This is a genomic window from Methanothermobacter sp. K4, assembly GCF_022014235.1.
Lineage (GTDB): Archaea > Methanobacteriota > Methanobacteria > Methanobacteriales > Methanothermobacteraceae > Methanothermobacter.
The window spans coordinates 613391-635068 of sequence record NZ_JAKLTD010000001.1 but is presented as its reverse complement, the minus strand read 5'-3'; the positions used below and the strand labels follow the sequence as shown (position 1 = coordinate 635068).

Below are 21678 nucleotides of genomic sequence, written 5' to 3'. Positions count from 1 at the left end.
CCTTATGAGTTTAGTTTTTGATAAATGGGAACTTGAGGAAGTCAAGGTTGAGGATATGGGCCTCGCAAAGTACATATGCCTTGACAGTATCCTGGTTCCCCACACAATGGGAAGACACGTTAAGAGGCAGTTTGCAAAATCAAAGGTTTCAATAGTTGAGAGACTGATAAACAAGGTTATGAGGACCGAGAGGAACTCAGGTAAAAAGAACAAGGCCTATAAGATAGTGAAGGAAGCCTTTGAAATCATAAACCGGAGGACCAAGGAGAACCCGGTCCAGATCCTTGTAAAGGCCGTTGAAAACACCTCCCCACGGGAGGAGACCACAAGGATCAAGTACGGTGGTATAGGTTACCAGGTTGCGGTTGACATATCCCCACAGAGAAGGGTGGACCTGTCCCTCGGATTCATAACCAAGGGTGCAATGCAGGCGGCATTCAAGAACAAGAAATCCATAGAGGAGTGCCTGGCAAACGAGATAATGCTGGCTGCAGAGTACGACACCAGAAGCTTCGCAATCCAGAAGAAGGAAGAGAAAGAAAGGATAGCCAGATCCGCACATTAAACTTACAGGTGGTTTTAGTGAGCAGACGTGCAAAAATGATTAGCAAGATTAAGGAGCTCATGTACCAGCCGGAATATATCCGTAACATCGGTATAGTGGCACACATCGACCATGGTAAAACAACCCTCTCAGACAACCTCCTGGCTGGTGCAGGGATGATCTCCGCCGAACTGGCAGGGGATCAGCGTTTCCTTGACTTCGACGAACAGGAACAGGCAAGGGGTATCACCATTGACGCGGCAAACGTTTCAATGGTCCACTCCTATGACGGAGAAGAATACCTCATCAACCTCATAGACACCCCCGGTCACGTGGACTTTGGTGGTGACGTTACAAGGGCCATGAGGGCTGTGGACGGTGCTGTTGTTGTCGTATGCGCAGTTGAGGGTATAATGCCCCAGACAGAAACCGTGCTTAGACAGGCCCTCAAGGAAAATGTGAGGCCCGTCCTCTTCATCAACAAGGTTGACAGGCTCATAAATGAACTCAAACTGGACGCCAGTGAGCTCCAGGAGAGGTTCATAAAGATCATTGCCAACGCAAACAAACTCATCAAGAACATGGCCCCTGAGGAATTCAGGGACAAGTGGCAGGTCCGTGTGGAGGATGGAAGCGTTGCCTTCGGTTCAGCATATCACAACTGGGCCATAAATGTCCCGATAATGCAGGAGACAGGTATAAACTTCAACGACATCTACCAGTACTGTAAGGATGACAACCAGAAGGAACTCGCCCAGAAGGTACCCCTCCACCAGGTGCTCCTTGGAATGGTGGTTGAGCACCTGCCAAGCCCTGCCAAGTCCCAGGCATACAGGGTGCCCATAATATGGTCCGGGGACCTTGAGAGCGAGGAAGGGCAGGCCATGCTCAAAACAGACCCCGATGGTCCCCTTGCGGTTATGGTTACAGATGTCAGTATAGACAAACATGCAGGGGAAGTTGCAACCGGACGTGTCTACGGTGGTACAATAGAGAAGGGAAGCGAGGTCTTCCTTGTTGGTTCACACAGCAAGGCACGTGTCCAGCAGGTCGGTGTCTACATGGGCCCTGAGAGGGTCAACACCGATAAGGTTCCAGCAGGTAACATAGTCGCAATAACAGGTGCCAAAAACGCTGTTGCAGGTGAAACCATCTGCGACACAGGAAGGAAGATAAAGGCCTTCGAAGGCCTCGAACACATATCCGAACCTGTGGTTACAGTTGCAGTTGAGGCAAAGAATACAAAGGACCTTCCAAAGCTCATAGAGGTCCTCAGGCAGGTTGGTAAGGAGGACCCAACAGTAAGGGTTGAGATCAACGAGGAGACCGGTGAGCACCTCATCTCAGGTATGGGTGAACTTCACCTTGAGATCATAGCCTACAGGATAAACGAGAAGGGTGTTGAGATAGAGACCTCAGAGCCCATAGTGGTGTACAGGGAAACGGTTTCAGGAACCGCAGGGCCAGTTGAGGGTAAATCACCCAACAAGCACAACAGATTCTACATAGAAATTGAACCTGTCGAAGAATCAGTGATGCAGGCAATACAGGAAGGTAAGATAAAGGAGGGCCGCGTCAAGGGTAAGGAGATGGCAAAGAACTTCATAGATGCAGGTATGGACAAGGAAGAGGCCAGAAGGGTCTGGGACGTCTATGAGAAGAACCTCTTCATCAACATGACCCGTGGTATCCAGTACCTCGACGAGATCAAGGAGCTCCTCCTTGATGGTTTCGAGAGCGCAATGGACAACGGCCCCATAGCCAAGGAAAAGGTTATGGGTGTTAAGATAAAGCTCATGGACGCCAAGATCCACGAGGACGCAGTCCACAGGGGTCCGGCCCAGGTTTTACCCGCCATAAGGAAGGGTATATTCGGTGCCATGATGTCTGCCGAGCCCACGGTGCTTGAACCCATACAGAAGGTGTTCATCAACGTGCCCCAGGACTACATGGGAAGCGCAACCCGTGAAATACAGAACAGGCGCGGGCAGATCGTCAACATGACCCAGGAGGGTGACATGGTAACCGTTGAATCCGTGGTGCCTGTGGCAGAGATGTTCGGATTCGCAGGGGATATCAGGTCAGCCACCGAGGGAAGATGCCTCTGGTCAACAGAGAACGCTGGATTCGAGAAGCTGCCAAATGAACTGCAGCACACAATAATAAGGGAAGTGAGGACCAGGAAGGGTCTAAGTCCTGAGCCATACAGGGCAGACCACTACCTGGGTTAACCCCATTAAACTTATATAATTAAAAGGAATATAGGAAATTACCTTAGACAAACAACACGTGTAGGTGTTGAATCTAGATCAGGCTAAATCATCACATATGGAGGTATAATATGGCTAAAGAAAAAGAACACATGAACCTGGCGTTTATTGGACACGTAGACCACGGAAAATCCACATTAGTGGGACACCTGCTCCTCCAGGCAGGGGCAATCGCCGAGCAGCAGCTGGCTGACGGTGAGGACAAGTTCAGGTTCGTCATGGACAGGCTCTCCGAAGAAAGGGAAAGGGGAGTTACAATCGACCTTGCACACGCAAAATTCGAAACAGACAAGTACGAGTTCACCATCGTGGACTGCCCTGGACACCGTGACTTCGTTAAGAACATGATTACAGGTGCATCCCAGGCAGACGCCGCAGTCCTTGTGGTGGCAGTTGACGACGGTGTAATGCCCCAGACCAAGGAGCACGTCTTCCTATCAAGGACACTGGGTATAAACCAGCTCATAGTGGCCATCAACAAGATGGACCTCGTTAACTACGACGAAGAAAAATTCAACGCCCTCAAGGATGAGGTTGCAGCCCTCATCAAAACAGTTGGTTACAAGCCAAGCGACGTTGAATTCATACCACTCTCAGCCTTCGAGGGTGACAACATAACAACCAAGAGCGACAACACAGCATGGTACAAGGGTAAAACACTCGTTGAAGCACTAGACGAACTTGAAGCACCTGAAAAACCTGTGGACCTTCCACTGAGGATACCCATACAGGACGTCTACTCCATCACAGGTGTGGGTACAGTTCCTGTTGGACGTGTGGAGACAGGTACACTCAAGAAGGGTGAAAACGTCATATTTGAACCAGCAGGTGTCAGTGGAGAGGTCAAGTCCATCGAGATGCACCACGAGATGATCGACCAGGCAGAGCCCGGTGACAACATAGGTTTCAACGTCAGGGGTGTAGGTAAAAACGACATCAGAAGGGGAGACGTTGCAGGACACCTGGACAACCCACCAAAGGTTGCCAAGGAGTTCACCGCACAGATAGTCGTTCTCCAGCACCCAGGTGTCATAACAGTCGGTTACACACCTGTATTCCACTGCCACACAGCACAGGTTGCCTGCACATTCCTTGAACTTGTGCAGAAAATGAACCCTGCAACAGGTCAGGTTGAAGAGGAAAACCCTGACTTCCTCAAAACAGGTAACGCTGCTGTAGTGAAGGTCAAACCAACCAAGCCACTGGTCATTGAAAAGATAAAGGACATCCCACACATGGGAAGGTTCGCCATAAGGGACATGGGACAGACAGTGGCTGCTGGAATGTGTATAGACCTTGTACCAGCCAAATAAACCCCATCCCTTCCCTTTTTTAAAGGAGGATTCAGATGCACAAAGCAAGGATTAAACTCACAGGGACAGACCCTGAAAAACTGGCATACGTCTGTGACCAGCTGAAGAAGATCGCTGAGAGGACAGGCGTGGACATGTCAGGCCCAATACCCCTCCCAACCAAGAAACTTGTGGTCCCAACAAGGAAATCACCTGATGGTGAGGGAACCGCAACCTGGGAGAAATGGGAGATGAGGATCCACAAGAGACTTGTGGGTATAGAGGCCGATGAGAGGGCAATGCGTCAGGTCATGAAGGTCAATGTACCTGACAACGTCAGCATAGAAATAGAACTCAAGAGTTAACTGGGGTGCAAACCCCTATAACCAAATTCAGGGACCAAAAACTATATAAATGAGAGTTTATCAATCTCTTTTATCTGATGCTGCCGGGATAGCCTAGCCAGGTAAGGCGCGGGACTTGAGATCCCGTGGAGATTCTCTCCGCCTGGGTTCAAATCCCAGTCCCGGCGCTTAAAAACCTTTTTCTGAAACTAACAGCTTATTCTGCCGGGATAGCCTAGCCAGGTAAGGCGCAAGACTGGAAATCTTGTGGAGCTCTGCTCCGCCTGGGTTCAAATCCCAGTCCCGGCGTAGAATAAGAATCTAAAATATAGGAGGAAGAGACCGCCTTGAGGGTGGCGGTCTGGACCCTTAAAAAAGTAATCATGTGTTTTCATCAGGTTTCTTTTTATCCAGATCCTCAGGGGGCCTTAAAATGAGGGGCTCCTCATCAATTGCCCCTGAGTCATGCACCACACATTCACCTATTCTCTCTCTTATTGCAGCGGGGTCCTCAACATCTACCATGTCAACAAGTTCCACCTGCCTTCTGAACCTCTCTATGGCCTCATCAGGCATGTTCTCTATGTAGGGGATGGCTCCGGTGGCCCCGATTATCCTCCTGGTTTCTCCATCAACCCCGTTGCTGTGGAGGGCCTTCATGCTCTGACCCGTGATGTGACCCATGACCTCTGCACCGCATACAAGGAGGAACCTGAGGTTGGGGTTTGCAATTACATTACCAACCACCTTCTCTATTCCAAGGTTCTCTGTGTGCAGTGGACCTGAAATTGCCGCGCCTGCCCTTACAGGCTCATCTTCCATGTGGGACCCGAGGGTGACAACCGCAACCGGACTTTCGGCATCACCAACCACATAGTCCCCAACTATGTGGGGCCAGTCCTCAGGTACCGGTTTCTTGTCAACCATTACAAACACCTCCTTAACCATCAGTTAATTTTTAACTTCTGGTTAAAATTTAACTTGTGGTTAAAAATATATAAATCTTCCGGTAAAAGTCTTTTAAAGCCCCAGAACAGATATCCTACAGATACAGAAAAGGTGAATCAAGATGGCCCCATCTTCCAGGAGAGAACGTGAAAGGCAGAAAAGACAGATGCAGATAATAAGGGCTGCTGAGAAGGCATTCTTCGAGAGGGGCTACGACAATGTGACCATGGATGAAATAGCAGAAAGGGCAGAGGTCAACAAGGCACTCCTCTACTACTACTTCAAAAATAAGGAGGCCCTCTTCTTCGCAGTTAACCTCTACGGTGTAAGAATACTCCACAGGATGTACTCCGAATGTTCAGAACTTGAAACAGACGGTTACGGTAAGGTTAAGGCCATGGTGGACGCCCTTTACAGATTCTCAAAGGAACACCCTGACTACTTCAGGATATACTGCTACAGTGGCACAGAGAGATTTGAGATGAGCGAGGGTGAGGATGCAAGGGAAATAGTGGACCTCCGCACAGGGATGTGGAGGCTCATGGTTGAGGCAATCATAGAGGGTATGAAGGACGGTAGCATTCGCAGTGACCTCGACCCGGTTGAGCTATCCATATACATCCATACACTGGCCATAAATTCCCTAAACCTCGACCTCACATCAAGGATGGTCCTTGAGGCCAGAGAAATCGGGAGGGACAGATTCTGGAGGGACCTTGAGATATTCCTTGAATCGGCCCTAAAAAATCAGAAGCCGGAAAGCAGAGACCCATGAATAGTAGCCACAACATAAATAACTATATAAGGTTTTAGATACAATCTGTATTTAAAGTAACGATAAGGCGTGAGGAAAAGAATGAATATGGATGATGAAGCTAACTTCGTGATAATAGATAACAGTCAGGACGATAAAAAGAATCTTGGACTTCTCGTGGATGGTCCAAACATGCTCAGAAAGGAATTCTGCTCAGATCTTGACTTTGTTAAGGACCTCCTGGTTGACAGGGGAAACCTCAGGGTGGGTAAGGTCCTCCTCAACCAGTACGCCTCAGATAAGCTCATCGAGGCAGTTGTAAACCAGGGATTCTCACCAATGATAGTCGCCGGGGACGTGGATGTCCAGCTTGCAGTGGAGGCCTTTGAACTCATACACAACCCCTACATTGATGTGGTTGCACTGATGACCCGGAATGCAGATTTCCTCCCCCTGATAAACATAGCAAAGGAGAACGGAAAGGAAACCCTTGTTATAGGTGCAGAGCCAGGGTTCAGCATAGCACTCCAGAACTCGGCAGATGACTCAATAAAGCTCATAAGTGAAGGTGTCTGATGGTGTACCGGAGAATACTGATACCCACGGATGGCTCAGACGACGCCAGGAAGGCAACAGAACACGCATTCAGAATTGCGGAGATGAGCAGTGCCGATATACTCGGGATAAGTGTAGTTGATACATCCTACAGGAAAGTCTGGGATGAGGATATCAGCAGGCGCATTGAAAGGATACTTAGAAAACAGTCAGAGAAGGCAATATCCATCCTCAAGGACGAATTTTCATCAATGCAGGAAAATGGTAGAATGAAGGAGTGCAAACTCGATACCCAGATACTTGAGGGCAACCCTGCAGAGGTTATCCTTGAGACAATGGAGGATGAGGATGTGGACCTCGTTGTCATGGGTAGTTCAGGTAAACACGGCCTTGACCGCATAATATCCGGAAGCATAACACGTAAGGTTCTGAAATCTGCAGAAACCCCCATACTGGTCGTTGGTTGAATAAGTAAAGGTGATTCAATGATAGGAAAAAGAACGTTAAGTGATGAGAAACTGGCGCTTATAACCTTCAGCGGACCCTTAAGCAAAACCGGTGAACTCATTGAGGAGGTGAGAGAATTCATCTCATCAGAAAACCTTGAAATAGCCGGTGACCCACTGGTGATATTCTACACAAGCCCCCTCAAGGATGATGGTCGATATGACGCAGGAATACCAGTAAAGGGCGAATCAGGGGGTGCCGGCGACATTAAAATTGTTACAATCCCCAAACACACAGTCATATTTAAAGAATACAGTGAAAACCGGGAGGAAGCCTATGAGGAGCTCATAGGTTACGCAGAGGAGAACAGAATTGACATAATAGGGGCCCCACGGGAGATATACCGTGAAAAGGTAAGGGAAATACAGTTCCCTGTTATACTATAAGAAAATACAGCCCCCCTATCATGAACAAATTCAATTCCTGTTCTTCTCAATGATCTCCCTGAAGGAGTCAACAACATACTGAACCTGCCCATCGGTCATTCCATAGACACTGCACTTGAACCACTTGGTCTGACCCCTTTTTATACCAACAATCCGCCTCTTCTTAAGTTCCTCATATAGGAAGAAACCCTTCCTTGGATGTGAAGATGCAATATCATGGAATACTGGGGTTTCAAACCTCACAAGGTCATGTTCCTTGGGCCTCTTACCAATCTGCCTTATGCCCCCCATATTCTCAAGTTCAGAGACAAATCTACGGGTTTTTTTAATCTCATCATCCCACCGGGAAACCCTCTCCACAACGTGTGGGAGGGAAGCCATGAGGGTTGCAAGTGGTGCGCCCCGTGATGTGCAGCCAAGCATCTCCACCTCCTTCTTCTCATGTCTCCCTGACCTCCTTAGGAGGGTGTCCTCCCATTCAGACCTCAACCCAAGAACACCTATCGGCCCAGAGGCCGCCATGCTCTTGTGTCCGCTTCCAACAACAAAGTCGACCCCCATCTTTCTGAGTTTAACAGGAAGGCGGCCCATGGAGTAGGCGCAGTTCAGGAGGAGGGGGACACCCATCTTTCTGCATATCCTGGCCACCTCCTCTGCATCGGTTAGGTTACCGTAATTACCATCCACATGTGTTAGAACTGCAAGTTTAACATCAACCCTGTCAGCGACCTCCTCAAGGACCTCCCTATAGGTCTCAGGTTTTATCTCATAGTCAGGGTATCCCGTTGATGGGACCTCCACAATCTCAAGGTCGTTTCTCTCTGCAGCGAGGTGTGTGGTGTAGTGTGCGTTTCCATCTGCAACTATGGTGTCACCAGCCTCGCAGAGGGCATGCATCACCGCAAATTTACCCTCCCTTGCCCCATGAACCGTCCTGACCGCATCTGCGTCTATGAAATCTGCGAGGTCATCCAGGAAGCTGTTCACAGCAGGCCTTGTAACCTGGTCCAGACGCCCCTCGCAGTAATCACAGACGCTGTAACCATCCCCGAATTCATAGAGGGCCTTCCTGGCGGCTGCAGGTAAAACACCTCCCCTCTGGAGGGGGTTAAGGTTGAGGTTATCCCTTTCAAGTGCCCTTGTAATACCATAATCAGCGCATTCCATGATCAATCACCCAGTAAATCAATGATCCTCCGATAAACATGATCACGACTCTCAGGATCCACAACAAATACTCTTATGTCACCCCTCTTTCTTATACTTTGAACAAGTTTTCTGTGGACCGCTGCAACCACATGAACCTCTGAAGCCAGTGCCTCATCCACAGCCCTCCTGAACCCTTCGCTCTTAAGCTCCATTGGCGCTATCTCATCTATGATGACACAGTCATCCTCCCTCAGAGCCCTCATTATCGCTGGAACAGCGATTTCATCAATCACGTCAACGTTTACACCGTACCTTCCAACCCGCGGCCCCCTGGTATTCAATGAGGCAAGAAGGCCCTTCCTGCCTGATTTTATATCAACAACCTCAAAGCCAACCCTTGATGAGCCCTCCCTCACCTCTGGCGTGAATATACCTCCAGTAGAAAGGCCTTTAAGTTCCAGGTGATCCTTTATTCTCCCAATAAGGGTGCTTTTCCCGCTCCCGGGTCTTCCTGTTATTAAAATCTTCAAAGGGCTCACCTCAACTGATCATCAGATAAGATTTTCAATACCCTCCCTCAGGGCCCATTGCCTTGCCTCTTCAAGCTCCTCCATGGATGGGTAACGGTTCAGTTCAGGGTACCATGATGCCCTGTAGAGTGGCCTGTACTGGCCCATGATGTTAATCACAGTTTCCCCCCCTAGGTTATCTGCGACCCATGATATGATGGGTTTTGTGCAGCACTCAAGGTGCCCTGGAATCACCAGGTGCCTTATTATCATATCCTCTCCCCCTATTCTGAGGTGATTCTCTGATACGACCTCAAAGTAATTCCTTACACCGGCAAGTTTCAATGCGCAGTCACTGTTGCCGAATTTAAAGTCAGTGAGGTAGAGGTCCACGATACCACTCAGGAGCCTCATGGATTCCTGTGAGAGGTACATGTTGCTGTTCCATACCACGGGTACACTTATGGATATCAACTGGAGGACGCGTAGAATGTAGGGTAGTGCAGGGGTAGGGTCTCCCCCAACGAAGTTGGCATTGGCTGAACCCATCCGCCTCCTCTCCTCTATGACTGCTGCGAGTTTATCCTCAGGGATGCTGACACCCACAGAGGGGTTCTGTGATATATCCCAGTTCTGGCAGAAGACACAGTTCATTGTGCAGCCTGAGAAGAAGATAGTGTGACTGGGCACCAGCGGTGCCTCCTCCCCGTAGTGCAGGAACTCCGATGCAACCCTGGGTGATGTAACACCGCATCTTCCAGGGTTCCGGTTACGATCAACACCACATCGCCAGTGGCACAGTGAACAGTTCCTGAAAATCCTCTCTGCAATTTCAATTTTCAGATCAAGGAATGATTTCCTGCACTCCCCTGAACACTCAAAGCCCTGCTCTATTCTTTCATGTTCCCTCCAGAGTTCACTGGTCTCTGAATCCCTGCTGAAGGATGCTGGGGTTGCCTTTGCCTCAAGAAATTTTGCATCCTTCCTTCCATCCCTCACAGCAAGGTAGTGGCCAAGAGCATCTTTCAGTGACATTTTAACCTGTTACCTGGATTCCCTCAACAAGGAGGGGTGCTGTTACAAAGTCTCCAATCTGCCTCCTCTCAAGGTCGGTTGATGAGACATTCTTCATGAGGTCGAATATGTTACCTGAGAGCATTGCCTTCTTCACCGGCGTGAATTCGCCACCCTCCACCAGGAAGGCGTTGTTGGCCTCAACCGAGAAGTCACCTGATATGGGGTTTGCTGTGTGGGCACCCAGTACATCAGTAACATATATCCCGCTGAAATCATCAACTGAAACCTCATCCCCAAATTCAAGGACGAAGTTTGTGGTTGAAACCAGGGGTATGTCAGAGTAGCTTCGCAACCCGTTACCTGTACTCTCACATGAACCCTTCGATGCGGTGTAGATGCTGTGGATGTAGCCCTCAAGGACTCCATCAGCAACAAGGAGTGTTCTCTGGGACGGTGTGCCCTCCCCATCAAAGGGTGAGGAGCCAAGGCCACCCCTCAGTGTGCCATCATCGTATATGCTTAGGTCAGGGGATGTTATTTCAGTGCCGATCCTATCAGCCAGGATTGACCTTCCCCTCTGAACATTATCTGCGCTGAATGCAGCGGCAAATGTGCCGAGCAACCCTGCAGCTGCATGGTAATCGAGTACGGCCGACATCCTTCCACTCTCAACATTTTCACCGCCAAGTGAATCCCTTGCTATCCTGCATGCCCTTCCAGCTATCCATTCAGGGTCTATGTCCATGCTGCATGATGAATCAGACTCATATGCCGTTGTCCTGGACCCATTTTTCTCTGCATTCACCGATATATATGCTGAGAATCCCGTTGACTTTGATGAGGCCTCAACGCCCTCCGAGTTCATGATGAATGTTTCAACCATGGATGCTGAAAACCCCCCGCTTGTTGGTCTGCAGCCCTCATCAAGTGTTTTATCAACCATCACCTCTGCTATGCTGGCAGATTCCTCAACATCCAGTTCCATGAATGATGTGTCAAAGATCCCCTTCACGGTGGGGTAACTTGCTGGTTCGGAGAATCCGAAATTTTCATCTGGATCGGCCAGCCTGAGATTCTCTGTGGCCGTTTTAACGGCTCGCTGGAGATTCGATGGATCTGAGGTGTATGCAAAGCCCATTCTGCCCCCTTTAAGTACCCTTATACCGATACCTGTCATGGATTCTATCTTCCCAAAGTCTATGAGGTCCCTCTGAACCTGCACCTCAACTGTATGCTCCCTTTCAATGTAGACCTCGGCCATCTCAACGCTCCTTAAGGACAGCCTGAGGGCCTTTTCGGCAAAACCAAACATCAGATATCCACCCCCGCAAATTTATGGATAGCCTCCCTAACTCCATCACCATATTCACCCTCAGTCACATAATCTGCCATTTCCCTGAGCTCAGGGGCTGCATTGGCAACGGCCACACTGAACCCCACCCTTTCAAGGAATTCAATATCGTTCTCACTGTCCCCTATGGCCATGATATCAGACATTTCAATCCCCATCGACTCTGCCACAAGTTTCAGGGAAGATCCCTTATTCACCTGGGGGTCTGTAAGGTGCACTGCAAAGCCTGTGTCATAGACCTCAACATCAAATCCCTCAAGGGCATCCCTGATACTCTGAGCAGGGACATCACGGGTAAGTGCAACCTCTGATAACCTCAGATCAGAGAACTGAACCTTTCTGACAGGGTATATTTTTTCAAGGTAACTGTAGGCTGCTTCAGCCTTCTCAATGTCACCCAGAACCCTTATATCCCCATCAACGTATATCACACCACCATTTTCAGCCACAACACCACCACCTGTCCCTATGAGGACCGATGTTGCCATTGCAAAGCACAGGACATTCCCTGTGACGATTATAACAGGGATTCCTTTTCTTTCAGCGCCCCTGAGGGCCCTGAGAGCGCTGATGCACAGTTTTCTGGAGCTGTCGGTTATAGTGCCATCTATGTCAACTGCAATGGCCCTCATCACTGCACCCTGAATGAACTGTAGCGGTAGGCGATGTTGCAGGTCCCCTCCCTTGAAACCATACAGGCCCCCACAGGGTTTGTGGGCGTGCACTGGGTCTTAAAGAGGGAGCAATCCTCTGGCCTTGCAACACCCCTCAGTATTGCGCCACATATACAGCCCGTGGGCGCCTCAAGGGCATCCCTAACATCAATATCAAATTTTTCCCTTGCATTGAACTCTGAAAATTCATCCCTGATCTCATATACAGATTCCGGTATGACAGGGAATCCCCTCCACTCCCTCTCGGTTATGCGGAAAACCTCATCCATAGCCTGCTGGGCCTTGATGTTGCCCTCAGGTTTCACTGCCCGCTTATATTCATTCTCAACCTTTGCCTCGCCCCTCTCGATCTGCCTGAGTATCATGTACACTGCCATGAGTATGTCAAGGGGGTTGAAGCCTGCTATGACCTGTGGTATGCCATAGTCCCTTGAGAATGGTTCATAGGGTTTCATCCCTATTATGGTTGATACGTGGCCGGGTTCTATGAGGGCGTTGAGGTTAACCTCTCCTGATTCTATGAGGAATTTGAGTGCCGGGGGTATCAGTCTGTGGCAGGACAGGACTGAAAAGTTCTCTGGTGGGCCCGATAGTATCTCAGCTGCTGTTGTTGGTGCGGTGGTCTCAAAGCCAGCCGCCATAAAGACGACCTCCCTGTCAACTTTCCTTGCTATCTCCACCGCATTTCCCACCCCGTAGACTATCCTGACATCAGCGCCCTCGGCCCTGGCATCTGCGAGTGAACCCTCTGAGCCGGGGACGCGGAGCATGTCACCGAAGGTTGTGATTGTAACGCCCTGCCTTGCAAGTTCGATGCACTCGTCGATCTCCCTTGCAGGGACACAGCAGACAGGGCACCCCGGACCGGCCACCACCTCAACCTCATCAGGGAGGAGCGATCTTACTCCATGCTGCATTATAGTGTGTTCATGTGAACCGCAGACATGCATTATCTTAACAGGACGTGATATCTCATGTATCCTTGAAACCAGTTCCCTTGAAAGATTCTTCATAGGCTACCACCAAATTACAGTTAAGGTCTATTTATCATGATCCATATATGTAACTGGCAACCAAGATCAATCAAGCACGGGGATTATTAATCATGTCACCTATCATCTTAATAGTGATTTTCTGCGCCTCACTCATTGGTGTTATAAGATCCGCGGATATCTTTGTGGACCGGATCGTTGATATCGGGAGGGCACTTGGAATATCCCAGATAATACTGGGAGTTACGGTTGCAGCTGCAGGGACATCTCTTCCGGAATTCGGGTCTGCCATGATCTCTGTCCTTACAGGTAGTCCTGAACTCGGTGTGGGTGTTGTGATAGGTTCAAACATATGGAACATTGCGGGTATCATAGGGATATCTGCCATTCTCTCCTGTGCTGTTACAACAAACAGGGATGAGATCCGGAGAGATGGATTATTCGGGCTTCTGAGCATCCTGATACTTTCATATTTCATGCTGATGGGGCCCATCGGCCCTCTTACAGGTGCAGTTCTCCTTAGCGTCTATGGAGTTTACCTTTTAATTCTCATAAAGAAGCAGAGGAAATATTACACAAGCCACCTCATAGAGGGTGGTGACGCTGGCTGGAAGACCATCACAACCGCAATTTTAAGTTTCGTAGGCCTTGTGGTGTTCTGCAGGGTACTGGTTTACAGTGCAGTTGAAATTGCAGGGGTTCTCCACATTCCTGAGATGATAGTCGGCCTGTTTGCCCTTGCCATTGGAACAAGCCTTGCTGAACTTGTTGTCGCTGTGAACTCCGCAAGGAAGCACATGTGCAGCCTCTCACTGGGCACTGTACTCGGGAGCAACATATTCAATATCCTCATAGGCATAGGGGTTCCCTCATTATTCGTGAAAATTCCCGTTGAGCCCCTCTCCGTGGTGCTTGATGCCCCCATTTTGATAGCTGTGACAGTTATTGTAATGTACTTCATGTGGACGGATATGGAGCTTAGAAGAGTAGAGGGGGTCGTGCTTCTCATTATATACATAATTTATGCTGCCTTAAGAATAGCAACCACAAGTTGAATAAAAAAATAAAAGAAAGGGTTTATTTCCTCCTGGATATCGCTGAACCTGCTGCCACAAGAAGCATTCCTGCAACAAGTGCAGTTAAAGGTGCTCCTGTTGGCTTCATCGGGACCTTTCCAGGTCCTGGTTGAGGTTCTGGGGCTGGAGATGGCTCCGTGACATCTATTTCAACGTCTGTCGTGTTGTTGCCTCCGCTTGAACCTGAGCTCACAGTTGCAACGTTCACGAATGTGCCGCGCCTTATGAGCTGGACCACGATGTCAAGAACCGCGCTTGAGCCTGCTGGGAGGTCACCTATCATCCATACACCTGTTGTGGGGTTGTATGAACCCCTGGTGGCGTTGGAGGATATGTACCTCATGGCATCAGGCAGCCTGTCGGTAACCATTGTGTTGAGTGCTGTGTCGGGTCCATTGTTGGTTACTGTTATGGTGAACCTTACGTTCTGACCCACGCGCACAGCCCTTCTATCCACTGTCTTGTTAATGGTGAGTTCTGCCCTTGGGTTCACCGTTACAGTGGCGTTGGCGCTTGTATCAGGGTTCGGGTTGTAGGTATCCGCCGTCACATCCGCAATGTTAATGAGAGTACTGTTACTAACAGCAACCCTCGCAACAATCTCAAGCGTCGCAACAGCATCCTTAACCAGTGAACCAACCATCCAAGCACCAGTCACACTGTCATAAGTACCCTGACTAGCACTGTGGCTCAGATACTCAAGACCAGCCGGAAGCAGATCCGTAACAACAACACCCGCAGCGGTATCAGGCCCATCATTCCTCACCGTAACCGTGAACCTCACAGTATCAGTGAAGTTAGCAACAGTCGCATTGACCAGCTTATCTATCACAAGATAAGCAGCCGCAGGTATTCTCACCGTAACCTCAGCAGTATTGTTCTCAGGGTACGGATCAAACTCCTCGCCAACAGCAAGAACCCTGTTTACAACATCACCCGTCCTATTCACAAGAACAGTGAAGTTCAGAGTCGCTGATGAACCAGGCGCAAGATCCCCAACTATCCAGATACAAGCAAGTGGATAGCATATCCCCTGTGATATCACGTGGGAGACATAGACGAGTCCTGCAGGTAATCTCTCCGTTAAAGTGACCCCTGTTGCATTATCAGGTCCATTGTTCATGACAGTCACATAGAAGGTTATCAGATCACCGAAGTTCGGTGTGCTGTTACTGACAGTCTTCGTCACTGAGACATCTGCAGATGGGTTCACTGTAAGGACCGCTGTGGCATTGTTGTTTGAAATAATCGGATCGTACTGGTCTGCTGATGCATTCACATAGTTTGTGAAGATACCAGCAGCATTTGCAAGCACCTCAAGTACAAGGGTTGCTGATGCCCCATTTGCGAGGTTACCCACATTCCAGACCCCTCCAGTGAATGTTCCCTGTGATGGAGTTGCGCTGATCAGTGTGAGTGCTGCTGGCAGTATATCGGTTACCGCAACACCTGTTGCATCATTTGGCCCGTTATTTGTAACAATAACGGTGAAGTTGGTGCTCTGTCCATTATTGATGGGTGTTAAAAGGACCGTCTTCTGAACACCGATGTCTGCAAGTGGACCGTCTTCTGAACACCGATGTCTGCAAGTGCACGCCCGTTGAGAGCAGCTGCAGCGTAGTTGTTGGTCATGTCAGGATCATATTCCGTTGCTGTTACTGAGACTGTGTTTATGAGTTCACCTGTTGCGTTAACAAGGGCCGTCAAGTTGAGTGTCTCTGAGGCACCAGGTGCAAGTGAATCAACCGTCCAGACATAGAACTCTGGGAAGTAAACCCCTGCAGATGCCACATGGGACTGGTAGACAAGACCCGCTGGCAGTCCGTCAACTGTCCTCACAACTGTGGCGGTGTCGGGTCCCAGGTTCGTTACCGTGATATAGAATACCACGGTTTCACCGAAGTCCGGTGAGGTGTTGCTCACGGTCTTGGTGATCTTAACATCCGCTGATGGCCTCACATCGACTGTCACCGCATCAACGTTGTCCTGTGGCATTGGGTCAGGTAGCTCTGATGATACATTGACTATGTTTGTCTGGAATCCTGCCTGGGTTGCCCTCACAAGGAGTGTGAGGGTTGCCTCGAATAGAGCTGGAAGTGATCCCACATTCCATGTGCTGGTTGCCTCACTGAAGGTTCCCTGGGTAACCGTGTATGATATGATGGATAAACCTGCCGGGAGAAGATCCGTTACAACCACATTTGATGGTGTATCAGGGCCAGCGTTCCTCACGGTTACTGTGAAGGTTGCTGTTTCCCCGTTGTTTATAACGGGTCTGTCAACGGTCTTCTGGATATTGAGGTCGGCTGATACCGCATTCAGGACTGATATGGCATTATTGTTGGTCCTGTCAGGGTCGTATTCATTACCGGTCACTGAGACCGTGTTATTTGAATCCCCCGTGGTGTTAACAAGGACCGTGAGGTTCATCAGGGCTGATGCTGCATAGTTCAGTGTTCCTATGGTCCATACCCCTGTTGATGGGTTATATGAACCCTGTGTAACCGCATGGCTGAGGTAGACGAGTCCAAGTGACAGTATATCAGTCACTGTTACCCCCGTGGCTGTACTTGGGCCCAGATTTGTAACTGAAACTGTGAATGTCACATTGGATCCGAAGTTCGGCCTCGCGTTATTCACGTTCTTTATTATGCGGAGATCCGCCACAGGAATCCCGACCACGTCCCTTGTCACATTGTTGTTATCAGGGTTCGGGTCAAAGTTCGGTGATGTTATATTTGCAAAGTTTGTTAAGACGCCGGTAGCGTTTACCTTCGCGAGTATGGTGAGTGTTGCCACCTCAAGGTAGTTGAGTGTCCCCACGTACCATGTTCCCATGACATAGGCACCCTTGGATGGTGTTGCACTGACCAGTATGAGTCCCGCTGGTAGAATATCCTCCACCACAACTCCGGCTGCATTATCAGGACCCCTGTTGCTCACTGTGATTGTGTACTGGATTGTATCACCCACATAGGGTTCGGAATTGCTCACGGACTTGTCAATGGTAAGGTCTGAAGCTGGTGGAGAATTCAGTTCTGCTGATGCATAGTTGTTTGCCATGTTGGGGTCAAACACATCACCCGTCACATTGGCATTGTTGACTATGGGTCCGGTTGAGGTGACCACTGCTGTGATGTTGAGGGTCACCGTTTCAAAGTAGTCGAGGTTTCCTATGGTCCAGATGCCCGTGTTATTATTGTAGGTCCCCTTTGATGCCACTGCTGATACGAACTGGAGCTGTGCTGGAAGGTTGTCAACCACATAAACTCCCGTGGCATTGTTGGGTCCATAATTCACAACCGTAAGTGTGAACTTAACCGTATCCCCGATGTTGGGTGCTGTACTGTTAACCGCCTTTGCTATGGCAAGGTCAGCCTTCTCAACAGCCCTTATGGTTATGTTATCACCAAAGTCTGAGTTGTAGTGATAACTTGAACCGCTCCTGTCCGTTATAAGACCGAAGAGCCTTGTTACGCCGGCGCCCGTCACATTGAAGAGCCAAACTGATACGAAGTTTGTCTGCCCTGGTGAGTCAAGGCGTACATTGTTACTGGTGTTGGGTCCATATGTTACTGTCACATTCAGCGGCTGAAGAATAGCAGGGTTGTAGTTTGTAAGTGGAAGGTTAACGATGTCATAGGTGGCTGATGCAGTCGTTGACACAACAGTAACCGCTATAACATCCCCTATGGCCGGTGTGGGGTTGCTCACGGTTATAGAGACCACATCATTACGGTTCTGTGATACAAGTTTCTCCACATAGAGTGTGCCATTTATAGTGTCTGCTGATCCTGTATTGGTGCCCCCAACCGTTACTGTGTAGTTCCTTGATGTTAGATACGCAAGGGTATTCCTTGACACCTCCACGAGATAGAACACATCCACAGTGACCCCTGGGGCTATATCACCAAGGTACTTGTTTGAAGTCTCATTTGCCGCCAGATAAATGTACGGATTGGTTGAAGTGAAGGTTAAATTTGCTGTTACATTGTTTGCTGTTGTCAGGGCATTGTTCTTAACCCTGATCTGGATCAGGTACTGGTTTGGCCCGACATTCACGTTGTTGTGGTCGAGTCCAAGAATATCCCATGAACCCTTGGTCAGCTGGAGTGTACCGAGTCTGAAGTCTGCTGTTGCCCTTCCAGTCTCATCAAGTGTCACGGTCTTTGAGGGTATCACATGCCCTGGTGCAACCGCTGAGACAACAAATATCCTATCAGGTGACTGTAGACCTATAGAGTATCTCCCATCAGGACCTGTTACACCTGAAGCAAGATTAGAGCCATTCATGGCCGCCACATTTATAACTGCACCCTCAAATGGTTCAGTACTGTTACAGTATGTCACAGTACCTGTTATAATTGAATCCGAGTCGGTCTGGTTGTCAGTGTCTGCAGCGCTTGCAGTTCCAGCTGCAACCATTAGAATAAGAATCGCCAGTGTCAGTGTAAATTTTCTCATTTTTCACCCCCCTTTAGTTTTTTTAACATAAACTTTTATTATGTAAGTCGCTGTATTTATAATGTTCTAAATGATCCCAGTATTACATGACAATCCTTAAGATACGGCTTCAAACTGTAACTGAAAAAAATTGACAGAAAGCACATATCTTGGTGTCCTGATATACATGGGACGGTCGAAATCTGACGATTTTTCACGAATACTTATATAATAAAACTAAACACATATTTATGAACTCTGTACTTCTCCTTGGAAGGGGCCTCTCAGAGTACACTGACATGTTCAACCTTAAAACCCATGAACTTGCAGGAAAAAGAATACTCGACTGTGCCGCCGGTGTGAGTTCCTTCAGGAGTGAAATGAAGAGAAAAGGTTTCAGTGTAACTGCAGTTGACCCAATTTACATTAAAAACCCAGATGAACTTGAAGTTTTAGCAGAAGAGAATTTTAAGAGGCACAGAAGATTCCACGGTGATTTCCTCATGGACATTAAGGTTAAAGGTGAGCCACTTGAAGATTACAGGAGGGCCGTGTTCCGGGAGTTCCTGAGGGACTACAGGGAAGACCCTGCGGGTTACATTGCTGGTGAGCTGCCCCATCTACCATTCAATGACCTCCACTTCGATCTTGTACTCTCTGCAAATCTTCTTTTCCTCTATGAGGAAAAGCTGGGTTACAGTTTCCATGTTGAGGCGGTGCAGGAGATGCTGAGGGTGGGACGAGAGGTGAGGATATTTCCAGTTACCAACATTCACAGAAGGAGGAGATCCATATACCTTGAGGGAATAATGGAAGAATTTGCTGATCATGAAATGATTATCCAGCGCGTCCCATACCATGAGGAGACAGGTTGTAATGAAATGTTGATTATAAAATCGATCTGATTCATGACTATAAGGGAGGTGTTTCCGTGAGAAGAGTTACCATAGCTGCTTTAATTGTAGCAATTAGTTTTGTAGGGTCTATGACCTTCAGTGAATCTCCCTATGGCCTTATATCCCCATCAAAGGCCATTAAGGTTGTTAAAAAATCCGTTCCCGGGGATTACAGCAAGTTGAAGTTGAAGGCGAAACTAATAAAGAAGCCCCCAAGGTACATCTCAGGTTTTAATGTGAAGGGGAAGATTGTCCGTCTTAGAATTAAGAGGCCCGTCTACCATATCCTTGTCTATGACTGGAATCCATCCAGTTCCACATATAAAATGGTGATTGGAGAGGCATGGGTTGACGCTGTAAGCGGAAGGTTTCTCTGTGGGGCCGGATGACCTCCTTTTATTCGTTATAGCTATATATTACGAAAGTCAGGGGGATCTAATATCATATAGTATCAAATATAGGAAATAACGTATAGGTGTATCATCATGTATAAGTTATTGACCTTCCTTGGAACCACACCCTATGAAGAAGTATATTATACCTACAGGAGCATCACATCAAGGTTTCCAGCCAGATTTGTTCAAATATCGTTACTTGAATTACTTCATGATGAGTTAAAAGATGGTCAGGTAATCCTTTTTTTAACTGAAGAAGCTGAAAATAAAAACTGGTTAAATAGAAATCAGAATAAAAATGCAAATTTCCTAAAAGGCTTACGTGACAGCCTTGAAGAGTTTCAGAGTAAGTTCAATATCGATTTAGAAGTCAAAAGGGTCAGAATACCTGAAGGTAGAAGCGAAGAGGAGCTCTGGACCATCTTTGAAAAAATGAATGAAGTTATAGATGAAAATGACAGGATAATACTTGACATAACCCACAGTTTTCGATCCCTTCCACTCCTGACACTAATCGTACTGAATTATGCTAAATTTCTGAAAAACGTGAGGGTAGAGAGAGTTTTATATGGGGCAATGGAAGCCCTTGGGTCACCTCCAGAGGTTCAAAATATGCCCCTAGAAAAAAGGAATGTGCCAATATTTGACCTGACACCATTTACAGTTTTATTTGACTGGACAATAGCAATAGAACGTTTTTTAGAAACTGGAAACGCTGAAATGATAAAGGATATTGGGATGAATGAATTGAAACCCCTTTTAGCAGACACAAAGGGGAAAAGGGGTGGTGAAATAAGACATCTTATAGAATCACTTGACAGATTCTCCAGGAATGTTTCAACCTGCAGAGCACCTGAACTTCAAGGAAATATGAGGGACATCTCAGAAGGAATACCCCAAGCAGAGAAGGATCTAGAATTACTAAAACCATTTAAACCTCTTTTTGGTAAAATACAGGAAGAATTTTCTATGAATACTGCGGACGATGTGATACTAGGTCTGGAAATATCAGAATGGTGTTTGAAGAAGAACCTGATTCAGCAGGGCTTTACGGTATTAAGAGAGACCATAGTGAATTATGTAATTACAAATTTTCTGAACATAAATGACCTTAAAGATCGAAAAACAAGAGAAAAAGCTGAAAATATGCTCAGGGGCAACGAAATTCTTCCGAAAGAAATCAGAAATCTGTGGTATGAACTTATAGAATACAGAAACGACATAAATCATGCTGGATGGACCAATAACATGCATAAAGCCGATAAATTTAAAAATAAACTTCAGGACTTCATACAAAGATTTCGCAATATTATTAAAACGGATTTTTAAAATGAATAGATGCCACACATTTCAATCCCATTTTGGTCTGATTTTAACATATCGATATAGCGAAATTAAATCACCATAAAAAATATTTCAATCCCATTTTGGTCTGATTTTAACGGGAAATAATAGACAGCATATACTTCTACTGCAGCATATTTCAATCCCATTTTGGTCTGATTTTAACATTTTGCAGAGAAACTACTTCTCTGCAAAATTATAACATTTCAATCCCATTTTGGTCTGATTTTAA

21 protein-coding genes, 2 tRNA genes and 1 CRISPR repeat array (1 of these 24 running past the window's edge) are annotated in these 21678 nt (G+C 47.7%); of the genes, 14 read left to right on the top strand and 9 right to left on the bottom strand.

Features of this window, described 5'->3' with window-relative positions; all coding sequences use genetic code 11:
• The first annotated feature begins 4 nt into the window (after positions 1-4).
• The 6 genes from rpsG to L5462_RS03405 all read left to right on the top strand — a co-directional run bounded on the left by rpsG (position 5) and on the right by L5462_RS03405 (position 4759).
• A complete protein-coding gene (gene rpsG, locus L5462_RS03430; protein WP_013296237.1) occupies positions 5-565 on the top strand; it encodes a 30S ribosomal protein S7 in 561 nt (186 codons plus the stop codon).
• A 17-nt stretch (positions 566-582) separates the two neighbouring features.
• Positions 583-2775, top strand: a complete 2193-nt coding sequence (locus L5462_RS03425) for an elongation factor EF-2 (protein ID WP_237779398.1) — start codon at positions 583-585, stop codon at positions 2773-2775.
• A gap of 110 nt (positions 2776-2885) precedes the next feature.
• The gene (gene tuf / locus L5462_RS03420) at positions 2886-4127 is read left to right on the top strand and encodes a translation elongation factor EF-1 subunit alpha (RefSeq protein WP_013296239.1); all 1242 of its coding nucleotides are present in this window, start codon (positions 2886-2888) and stop codon (positions 4125-4127) included.
• A 35-nt stretch (positions 4128-4162) separates the two neighbouring features.
• Positions 4163-4471 (top strand): 30S ribosomal protein S10, encoded by a 309-nt coding sequence (gene rpsJ, locus L5462_RS03415; protein WP_237779397.1) that lies wholly within the window; start codon positions 4163-4165, stop codon positions 4469-4471.
• Between the two features lie 82 nt (positions 4472-4553).
• Positions 4554-4638, top strand: a tRNA-Ser gene (locus L5462_RS03410).
• 36 nt (positions 4639-4674) lie between these two features.
• Positions 4675-4759, top strand: a tRNA-Ser gene (locus L5462_RS03405).
• A gap of 72 nt (positions 4760-4831) precedes the next feature.
• Here the strand turns inward: L5462_RS03405 and mtrA are convergent.
• The gene (gene mtrA, locus L5462_RS03400; protein WP_237779396.1) at positions 4832-5377 is read right to left on the bottom strand and encodes a tetrahydromethanopterin S-methyltransferase subunit A; all 546 of its coding nucleotides are present in this window, start codon (positions 5375-5377) and stop codon (positions 4832-4834) included.
• A 142-nt stretch (positions 5378-5519) separates the two neighbouring features.
• Here mtrA and L5462_RS03395 point away from each other — a divergent pair, with 142 nt between their 5' ends.
• The 4 genes from L5462_RS03395 (at position 5520) to L5462_RS03380 (ending at position 7600) form a co-directional block, all read left to right on the top strand.
• The gene (locus tag L5462_RS03395; RefSeq protein ID WP_237779395.1) at positions 5520-6173 is read left to right on the top strand and encodes a TetR/AcrR family transcriptional regulator; all 654 of its coding nucleotides are present in this window, start codon (positions 5520-5522) and stop codon (positions 6171-6173) included.
• 81 nt (positions 6174-6254) lie between these two features.
• Positions 6255-6728, top strand: coding sequence for a TIGR00288 family NYN domain-containing protein (locus tag L5462_RS03390; RefSeq protein ID WP_237779394.1), 474 nt, complete (start codon positions 6255-6257; stop codon positions 6726-6728).
• Entirely contained in the window at positions 6728-7174 is a 447-nt protein-coding gene (locus tag L5462_RS03385; RefSeq protein ID WP_237779393.1) for a universal stress protein, read from the top strand. Before L5462_RS03390 ends, L5462_RS03385 begins: the two co-directional genes overlap by 1 nt.
• Before the next feature lie 18 nt (positions 7175-7192).
• A complete protein-coding gene (locus L5462_RS03380) occupies positions 7193-7600 on the top strand; it encodes a transcriptional regulator (protein WP_237779392.1) in 408 nt (135 codons plus the stop codon).
• A gap of 30 nt (positions 7601-7630) precedes the next feature.
• Here L5462_RS03380 and pscS read toward each other — a convergent pair whose 3' ends face one another.
• From pscS to hypD, 6 genes are read right to left on the bottom strand one after another with little or no spacing between them, the layout of a single operon-like run.
• Entirely contained in the window at positions 7631-8767 is a 1137-nt protein-coding gene (pscS, locus tag L5462_RS03375; protein WP_237779391.1) for an O-phospho-L-seryl-tRNA:Cys-tRNA synthase, read from the bottom strand.
• 2 nt (positions 8768-8769) lie between these two features.
• Positions 8770-9288, bottom strand: coding sequence for an NTPase (locus L5462_RS03370; RefSeq protein ID WP_237779390.1), 519 nt, complete (start codon positions 9286-9288; stop codon positions 8770-8772).
• Between the two features lie 12 nt (positions 9289-9300).
• Positions 9301-10293, bottom strand: a complete 993-nt coding sequence (locus L5462_RS03365) for a radical SAM protein (protein WP_237779389.1) — start codon at positions 10291-10293, stop codon at positions 9301-9303.
• 1 nt (position 10294) lies between these two features.
• Entirely contained in the window at positions 10295-11587 is a 1293-nt protein-coding gene (locus tag L5462_RS03360; protein ID WP_237779388.1) for a TldD/PmbA family protein, read from the bottom strand.
• Positions 11587-12258 carry a phosphoglycolate phosphatase gene (locus L5462_RS03355; RefSeq protein WP_237779387.1) on the bottom strand — a complete coding sequence of 224 codons (672 nt, stop codon included), beginning with the start codon at positions 12256-12258 and terminating at the stop codon, positions 11587-11589. Before L5462_RS03355 ends, L5462_RS03360 begins: the two co-directional genes overlap by 1 nt.
• Positions 12258-13313, bottom strand: a complete 1056-nt coding sequence (gene hypD / locus L5462_RS03350; protein WP_237779386.1) for a hydrogenase formation protein HypD — start codon at positions 13311-13313, stop codon at positions 12258-12260. The genes L5462_RS03355 and hypD overlap by 1 nt, the downstream gene beginning before the upstream one ends.
• 92 nt (positions 13314-13405) lie before the next feature.
• Between hypD and L5462_RS03345 the strand changes: the two genes are divergently transcribed.
• On the top strand, positions 13406-14347 hold the full coding sequence (locus L5462_RS03345; protein WP_237779385.1) for a calcium/sodium antiporter: 942 nt from the start codon (positions 13406-13408) through the stop codon (positions 14345-14347).
• Between the two features lie 22 nt (positions 14348-14369).
• Here the strand turns inward: L5462_RS03345 and L5462_RS09295 are convergent, their stop codons facing one another.
• Entirely contained in the window at positions 14370-15884 is a 1515-nt protein-coding gene (locus L5462_RS09295) for a DUF11 domain-containing protein (protein ID WP_237779505.1), read from the bottom strand.
• Between the two features lie 5 nt (positions 15885-15889).
• A complete protein-coding gene (locus L5462_RS03335; protein WP_237779384.1) occupies positions 15890-18832 on the bottom strand; it encodes a DUF11 domain-containing protein in 2943 nt (980 codons plus the stop codon).
• Between the two features lie 230 nt (positions 18833-19062).
• On the opposite strand from L5462_RS03335, the gene L5462_RS03330 reads away from it, so the two are divergent.
• The 3 genes from L5462_RS03330 to csx2 all read left to right on the top strand — a co-directional run bounded on the left by L5462_RS03330 (position 19063) and on the right by csx2 (position 21431).
• Positions 19063-19716 carry a class I SAM-dependent methyltransferase gene (locus L5462_RS03330; protein WP_237779383.1) on the top strand — a complete coding sequence of 218 codons (654 nt, stop codon included), beginning with the start codon at positions 19063-19065 and terminating at the stop codon, positions 19714-19716.
• Positions 19717-19742: 26 nt separating this feature from the next.
• On the top strand, positions 19743-20096 hold the full coding sequence (locus L5462_RS03325; protein ID WP_237779382.1) for a hypothetical protein: 354 nt from the start codon (positions 19743-19745) through the stop codon (positions 20094-20096).
• A 96-nt stretch (positions 20097-20192) separates the two neighbouring features.
• Complete coding sequence (gene csx2 / locus L5462_RS03320; protein WP_237779381.1) at positions 20193-21431, top strand: TIGR02221 family CRISPR-associated protein; 1239 nt, start codon at positions 20193-20195, stop codon at positions 21429-21431.
• An 18-nt stretch (positions 21432-21449) separates the two neighbouring features.
• Positions 21450-21678: a CRISPR direct-repeat array (repeat unit 30 nt; unit sequence ATTTCAATCCCATTTTGGTCTGATTTTAAC); it runs 537 nt beyond the window's last position.

What these genes read in the sequence shown, in the direction of transcription:
- rpsG (WP_013296237.1), top strand. Translation starts at nt 5, where the DNA reads ATGAGTTTAGTTTTTGATAAATGGGAACTTGAGGAAGTCAAGGTTGAG.
- tuf (WP_013296239.1), top strand. Translation starts at nt 2,886, where the DNA reads ATGGCTAAAGAAAAAGAACACATGAACCTGGCGTTTATTGGACACGTA.
- rpsJ (WP_237779397.1), top strand. Translation starts at nt 4,163, where the DNA reads ATGCACAAAGCAAGGATTAAACTCACAGGGACAGACCCTGAAAAACTG.
- mtrA (WP_237779396.1), bottom strand. Translation starts at nt 5,377, where the DNA reads ATGGTTGACAAGAAACCGGTACCTGAGGACTGGCCCCACATAGTTGGG.
- L5462_RS03395 (WP_237779395.1), top strand. Translation starts at nt 5,520, where the DNA reads ATGGCCCCATCTTCCAGGAGAGAACGTGAAAGGCAGAAAAGACAGATG.
- L5462_RS03390 (WP_237779394.1), top strand. Translation starts at nt 6,255, where the DNA reads ATGAATATGGATGATGAAGCTAACTTCGTGATAATAGATAACAGTCAG.
- L5462_RS03385 (WP_237779393.1), top strand. Translation starts at nt 6,728, where the DNA reads ATGGTGTACCGGAGAATACTGATACCCACGGATGGCTCAGACGACGCC.
- L5462_RS03380 (WP_237779392.1), top strand. Translation starts at nt 7,193, where the DNA reads ATGATAGGAAAAAGAACGTTAAGTGATGAGAAACTGGCGCTTATAACC.
- pscS (WP_237779391.1), bottom strand. Translation starts at nt 8,767, where the DNA reads ATGGAATGCGCTGATTATGGTATTACAAGGGCACTTGAAAGGGATAAC.
- L5462_RS03365 (WP_237779389.1), bottom strand. Translation starts at nt 10,293, where the DNA reads ATGTCACTGAAAGATGCTCTTGGCCACTACCTTGCTGTGAGGGATGGA.
- L5462_RS03360 (WP_237779388.1), bottom strand. Translation starts at nt 11,587, where the DNA reads ATGTTTGGTTTTGCCGAAAAGGCCCTCAGGCTGTCCTTAAGGAGCGTT.
- L5462_RS03355 (WP_237779387.1), bottom strand. Translation starts at nt 12,258, where the DNA reads ATGAGGGCCATTGCAGTTGACATAGATGGCACTATAACCGACAGCTCC.
- hypD (WP_237779386.1), bottom strand. Translation starts at nt 13,313, where the DNA reads ATGAAGAATCTTTCAAGGGAACTGGTTTCAAGGATACATGAGATATCA.
- L5462_RS03345 (WP_237779385.1), top strand. Translation starts at nt 13,406, where the DNA reads ATGTCACCTATCATCTTAATAGTGATTTTCTGCGCCTCACTCATTGGT.
- L5462_RS03335 (WP_237779384.1), bottom strand. Translation starts at nt 18,832, where the DNA reads ATGAGAAAATTTACACTGACACTGGCGATTCTTATTCTAATGGTTGCA.
- L5462_RS03330 (WP_237779383.1), top strand. Translation starts at nt 19,063, where the DNA reads ATGAACTCTGTACTTCTCCTTGGAAGGGGCCTCTCAGAGTACACTGAC.
- csx2 (WP_237779381.1), top strand. Translation starts at nt 20,193, where the DNA reads ATGTATAAGTTATTGACCTTCCTTGGAACCACACCCTATGAAGAAGTA.